The organism is Caldisericum sp. (genome assembly GCA_022759145.1).
Taxonomy (GTDB): Bacteria; Caldisericota; Caldisericia; order Caldisericales; family Caldisericaceae; genus Caldisericum.
In genome coordinates, this window is record JAEMPV010000147.1 from 1 (window position 1) to 5,562 (window position 5,562).

The following is a 5,562-nucleotide window of genomic DNA, read 5'->3' on the forward strand; positions in this document are numbered from 1 at the left end:
ATAACAATTCATTATTTGGCATTTATTCGCCTCCTTCTATAATTTTTATTTCCTCATCGGTTAAGCCGTAAGGGATTAAAGGTGGTAAGTAAAACTTTTCCTATTTTTTTTTAGTTCCTCCTTCTTTTCTACATTTTATGACTTTAAAAGTATTTTTCAAATATTTTTCGCACGTTTTAGAAAATTATTTTTATGGAAGAGAAAAATCACTTTTAAACAAAGAATTAAAAGCGGAGATCTCTCGCTTCGCTCGAGATGACCCCACGACGTCACCCCGAGCCGACTTTGCGAGGAGTCTCCGTATCAACCGCCACCATGAACGCAGGGAAGGGTTTTCTCTGCAAGAAGAGTCATTTCAGAATCAATAAGCGTGATACCTATGGCAACCTCTGGACCGATTGTAGATAATCTTTAAAGCATTCTTTTGGTGACTTATCTTTCGAAAATATAGTCTTAAATCTATTTATTTTCAAGCACTATTTTTCTCGTAGGATTGCTTAATTAAAGTCAGAAGATAGTCTAAATCAGTATTGTTATTGACACGTACCATATAATCTCCGTTTCCCCAATGACCCACATTAGAAACATCACTTGCTAAATTTTTATTATCATTCAGGCTACCTTTTTTGAGATTCAAGTAAATTTTCAATTCTTTTTTGTGAATTTCAATGTCTGTAAAATTTGTCTTGGTAATAAATGCTATATAATGCTTTTTCGGTTCTACCCTAATATTGTCATCAATTGATAGTATTAAACCCTTAATTTTTTTATAAAGTTCTTTTATATCATCTGGAACACCTGATAGATGTTTGTCTTCTGTATTAACGACTAATTTTATTTGTTCAAGAGTTATTATATCATTCGCATACTTTTTAATCTGCCACAATTCAAATGGTGTTTGTTCATCAAAATTGATTTCTTGATTTAGTGAAAACGAAGAAGCAACAAATAAAACACGCGCTTTACTCCAGTTTATATCATTTTTCCTTATTGACCTTATTCCTCTTTCGTTCAACATAGACATAAAATCCGATCTGTTATTATCAACTAAATACAAATAACTATAGCCTTGTTTAATAGCATTGAGATTTACACTCTTCAAGTACTCAATTACAACAAAGGCGTTTGTTTTTGGATCAAATGCAAGAGTATCAATGCTAACAGATTTAATAGTAAGATGAGATTTGACAAGTTCTAGATTAAATAGCTCCTTTAGGTTATTATCACACAACTCCTGCATGTCCTTCTTTGTTTGAAAATCAACTTCTTTTACATAAGTCAACTTTCCGTTTTTTACTGAGTAAATGTCCATTGCCACACCTCCTTCAGCTTTTTAAGTATTACTTTAATACTTCTGAACAAATTAGTTCAATAGCCTCATATTCTTGTTCTTTTTTCTCAGAAGGTTGTAAATTACCGAGTTTATATTTGTTATAAATCTTAACAAGACTACTTAAATATTCGTTATCATCTAGACTGGTTTTTTCGAGTTTCCTCAATTCTTTTAATGCCTCATCAGGAATTCCCCTGCTCAATGCATTACTTATTATATCTATCGATGTCAAGTCTTCTTCATTTTTCATTTTTTTTCTTAGATCGGCAAGTTTTTTAATTACTTCGACAACAACATGGGGTTTTTGCGATTCAGATTCTACCCTACTTTGGTAATCCTTTTTAAAATATTCTTCCAATTGTTTTAAACCAGTGAATAACAATTGCTTATCTTCTTTGGAAATGCTAAGCTGCTTTTCTTCTGCTGAGCATCTGATTTCTGATATTACTTTCCCTATATCTTGTACAATTTCACCTTTTTTATCCAGGATATATAAGCCGTCTATATCTCCTTTTCTGAAATAAGCAAAAACTCCTTGATAGTTCTCGCCTTTTTTACAGCTTCTCGTTCCTGGTTGTAGAGTTTTTATGTAATTCATATATTCAGGCTTTTCCCTTTCCAATGTCTCTATAAGTAGTTCAGCTTCGTCAAGATTAAACTCGTCCTCATCGATTTCTTCTTCTAACTTCTCAATGTCCATACTTTCATAGATTGCATACAAGGCTTCTTCATTAAGTCTCTCAGATTCATCCAGTATTTTTTCATCTTCTCCAATATGGTCATGGATCTCCTGAATTCTCCTCGATAGTCTTTCTTTAAGGGAAATTCTTTCTTCAATTCTCTTATGCGGCAAGAAGTTATAAATCCTGATAGTTTCGTGTTCAGTTCCAATTCTATCGATTCTACCTGCTCTTTGAACCAGAAGCACAGGATTCCAGTGCAAATCATAGTTCACGATAATTCCACAGTCTTGAAGGTTCAGCCCAGCACTTAATACATCCGTAGAAACAAGAACATCAATAGGCGATTCGTTGTCTTTCAACTTGTATCCATTAGCCTTAGGAGCAAACCTTCTTATAATAGATATTGCATCTTTGGTTTCTGAAGTCACAAAAGATAGATTTTCAACTTTGCCCTTTAATCTTTCGTAAATATATTTAACAGTGTCTGCGTATTCAGAAAATATCAAGACCTTTTCTTTCTTATGATTAACTAAAATTTTCTCAAGTTCCTCAAGCTTCTTGTCGCTTGAATTCGAGACATTCTCTAAAAATTTTTCTATATCTGTCAATATTTCAATGTCTTTTTTGAGGTCTTGCTTTAGTTTATCCATCTTGAAATCGCTTACATTGTACTTCTTTGAAACCTCTTTCAGTTCTTCTAGCACGTCTGGTATTTCAATGTCTTCGTTATAAATCAAGTCTTGCGCTTCTTCTCCTGCAGGGATAATGCCTGCCTCAAGGCTTTCGTAGAACTTTTTGTGAATTGCAAGCAGTCTTTCAATTGTTTTAGCAAAGGCATTAATACTGCTTTCAAGCCTTTTATATAACATCACCTTATGCAATCCTTTGAGGGTTCCTGTTACCTTTTTAAGGTCCATATAAATTGCCTCGTTCTGTTTTTCTTCCTTTACATATGACCATAGATTGTATTTTGCATAGGTTAGTTTCTTTAACGCATTCTCAATTTTCTCAAAGAGATTATTGTATGTTTCATCGATGTTATAAGAAATAGTTTTTAGTTCTCTTTTTGGAAATTCGATAGGAACATTCTCAAGTGATTGATAGTATTTTTGAATATGTCTTCTTGTTCGTCTTATTAGTACCTTGCTGAGCAAATCCTGAATCTTGGCTTCTTTTCTTTCCACAAGATTAAAAAATTCTTTAAGAGAACCTCCTTTTACTTGATAGTTATTAGACCCTTCCTGGTTAAACAGTCGCATCTGGTTGTATATGTTCCATATTGAAGTATTCTGCGGAGTTGCTGTCAAAAGTATTACCTTTTTCCCAACCAAAAAAGGTTGTACCTCGCGATATCGTAGCGTATCCGAGTTCCTGAAATAGTGGCTTTCATCAATCAAAACAACATCTCTATCCCTGTATTTCCAGAGGATACTTTCTTCATCAAAAACACCTCTATTTAGGGCAGCAAGGGAGATAGTTTTAATGTCAATTTTAAATTTCTCCCCAAACTCTTCCCACATATCTTTCAGGCGAGGAGGGCAAATGACAACTGCTCTCTTATTCAATTGTTTAAGCAGTGCAGAACCAACGAATGTCTTACCAAGTCCCACCACATCGGAAATGAAAACTCCATCATATCGGTTTAAAATTTCATATGCTTGCATTACAGCTATTTTTTGAAATCTGTACAACTGTGGCATTCCGCTCCAATTCCAAAGAACACCGCTTCTGAACTGCATTTTGGATCTTACAATGTTGTAGAGTGTCAATATATAAATATCATAAGGATTGGCATATTTTAAAGCCCAGCTGTTATCAATCGTTTCTAGAAGTTCCTTGCTAAAATCCTCTGATTCGTTCCACAGATCTTCAAACCAACGATTAATCTCTTTAAAATTTTCATTTCCTCGCACATATACGTTTAACTCCGTGCTCTGCGTAAAACCTGCAAGCGTTAAATTGCTGCTTCCTACTATCGCTATTCCTTCGCTCCTTGTTTGTTCAGCTGTCTCCCTTTTGTACTTGAATATATACGCTTTTGAATGAAGTCTATGCTTGGTATACAATCTCACTTTGACTTTACCTGTTGCAATAAGATCCCTGAGAGAGAGTATCATATTTTCGTTTTCTTCGGATTGTTCAAGTCCACCAATGCTTTGCCCTATTTTATACTTTGAGCCATTTATAATTTTTTCCCTCTCTTCTGGTTTTTGATATGAAAGTCTTTTTGCAACATTTTCAAGTTCCTCTCTTCTTGCTATACCTTCTGAAATTTCTTCGATAGTCTTTGTATCGGATGCGATTCCAATAATCAGTTTAAGTTCTTTGAGATGAGAAATATTACGAATAATTTCATTAAATCCAGACAGGAATAGATAACCAACGGCAAATTTAGCTTCTTCTGTTGATGACAATATATGGTTCACTTCATCCTTAAGGAAATTCCTTCTGTTGTCAATAATGTCTAAGTAGTCCATTCTACACCTCCCTTTAATTCTTTAAGTTTAGTATTGAACAAGTTGCTGTAATTGCACCTTAATGAAACACAATTACTTGTTATCATTTTTCGCACCTTTCAATTTCGCCTCAATTATCCTCGCAAGTTTCGGATAGCGTCTAAAATACCAGTTCTCGACTTCCTGGATGTCCTCTTCATTGAGGTTATACAACTCATAAACAAGCTTGTCAATCTCAACCTGCTCGTTGGTCATGTAATCGTAACGAGGGTCTTGCTTCTGGTGGGCGATGATGGAAGAGACTAATTGAGTAAGTTTTTGCTTGTAATTGTCAGGAATATTATAAACGATTGGAATTTTTTTAACTTCATCTACTTGAAAATTCACTGTGCTATCAATAAAACACTTTGAAAGCAATTTTACAACTTTGGATGCTAATATCCCAATTGCCAAATAACTTGAGATTACAGAAGGAAATATTGAAGAACCACCAACATCAAAAATAGATACACCCTTAATTCGAAACATAGGTGCATAATATCCGGTGTAGGAAATTGTTATCCCTTCTCTGAAATAGAAATCGGTATTACGAAAAACTGCTGCAATTTGACTTTCATAATACTTTCTTTCAGATGGAATTGGTTTACCTTGTTTTCTATGTACATCTGCAATAGTCAGACTTTTCATTCTCTTTAGAGCTTCCTCTGACCAATCAATAAAATATGGAGTTGGCACATAATAGTTGGGCAGCCACCCTTCTTCAATGTCTGATGCCCCGCCCTTATCGTAAGGCACAAAATACCTGCCGCCAAAATACCTGTGTTGATGTGCTTTGTGTGCTGGGTTTGTGCAGATACCATTTTCTATAATATCCATTCTTAATTTCTCGTTGTTTCGTATTTTCTCAAGTTCATCTTCTTTCAAAACAAGATTCAAATCAATTTCTTGATAATTCCCTCTTGTATCTGGAAGTTGTCTTAAGTAATAATCGTTATCCCCTGTTTGTAATCCAACTACCACTTTTGCTACATCGCCTAACTTTACTAACTCTATCGTTTTTCCGTTGAAGTTTACGAGATATGTATCAGGA

General features: G+C 34.4%; 3 protein-coding genes. All 3 read right to left on the reverse strand.

What is annotated here, in order from left to right; genetic code table 11:
* Positions 1–469 precede the first annotated feature (469 nt).
* Entirely contained in the window at positions 470–1,318 is an 849-nt protein-coding gene (locus tag JHC30_07915) for a hypothetical protein (GenBank protein ID MCI4464066.1), read from the reverse strand.
* A gap of 22 nt (positions 1,319–1,340) precedes the next feature.
* Positions 1,341–4,493 carry a hypothetical protein gene (locus tag JHC30_07920; GenBank protein MCI4464067.1) on the reverse strand — a complete coding sequence of 1,051 codons (3,153 nt, stop codon included), beginning with the start codon at positions 4,491–4,493 and terminating at the stop codon, positions 1,341–1,343.
* 72 nt (positions 4,494–4,565) lie between these two features.
* Positions 4,566–5,562 (reverse strand): hypothetical protein (locus JHC30_07925; protein MCI4464068.1); only part of this gene is annotated, 997 nt, incomplete at its 5' end.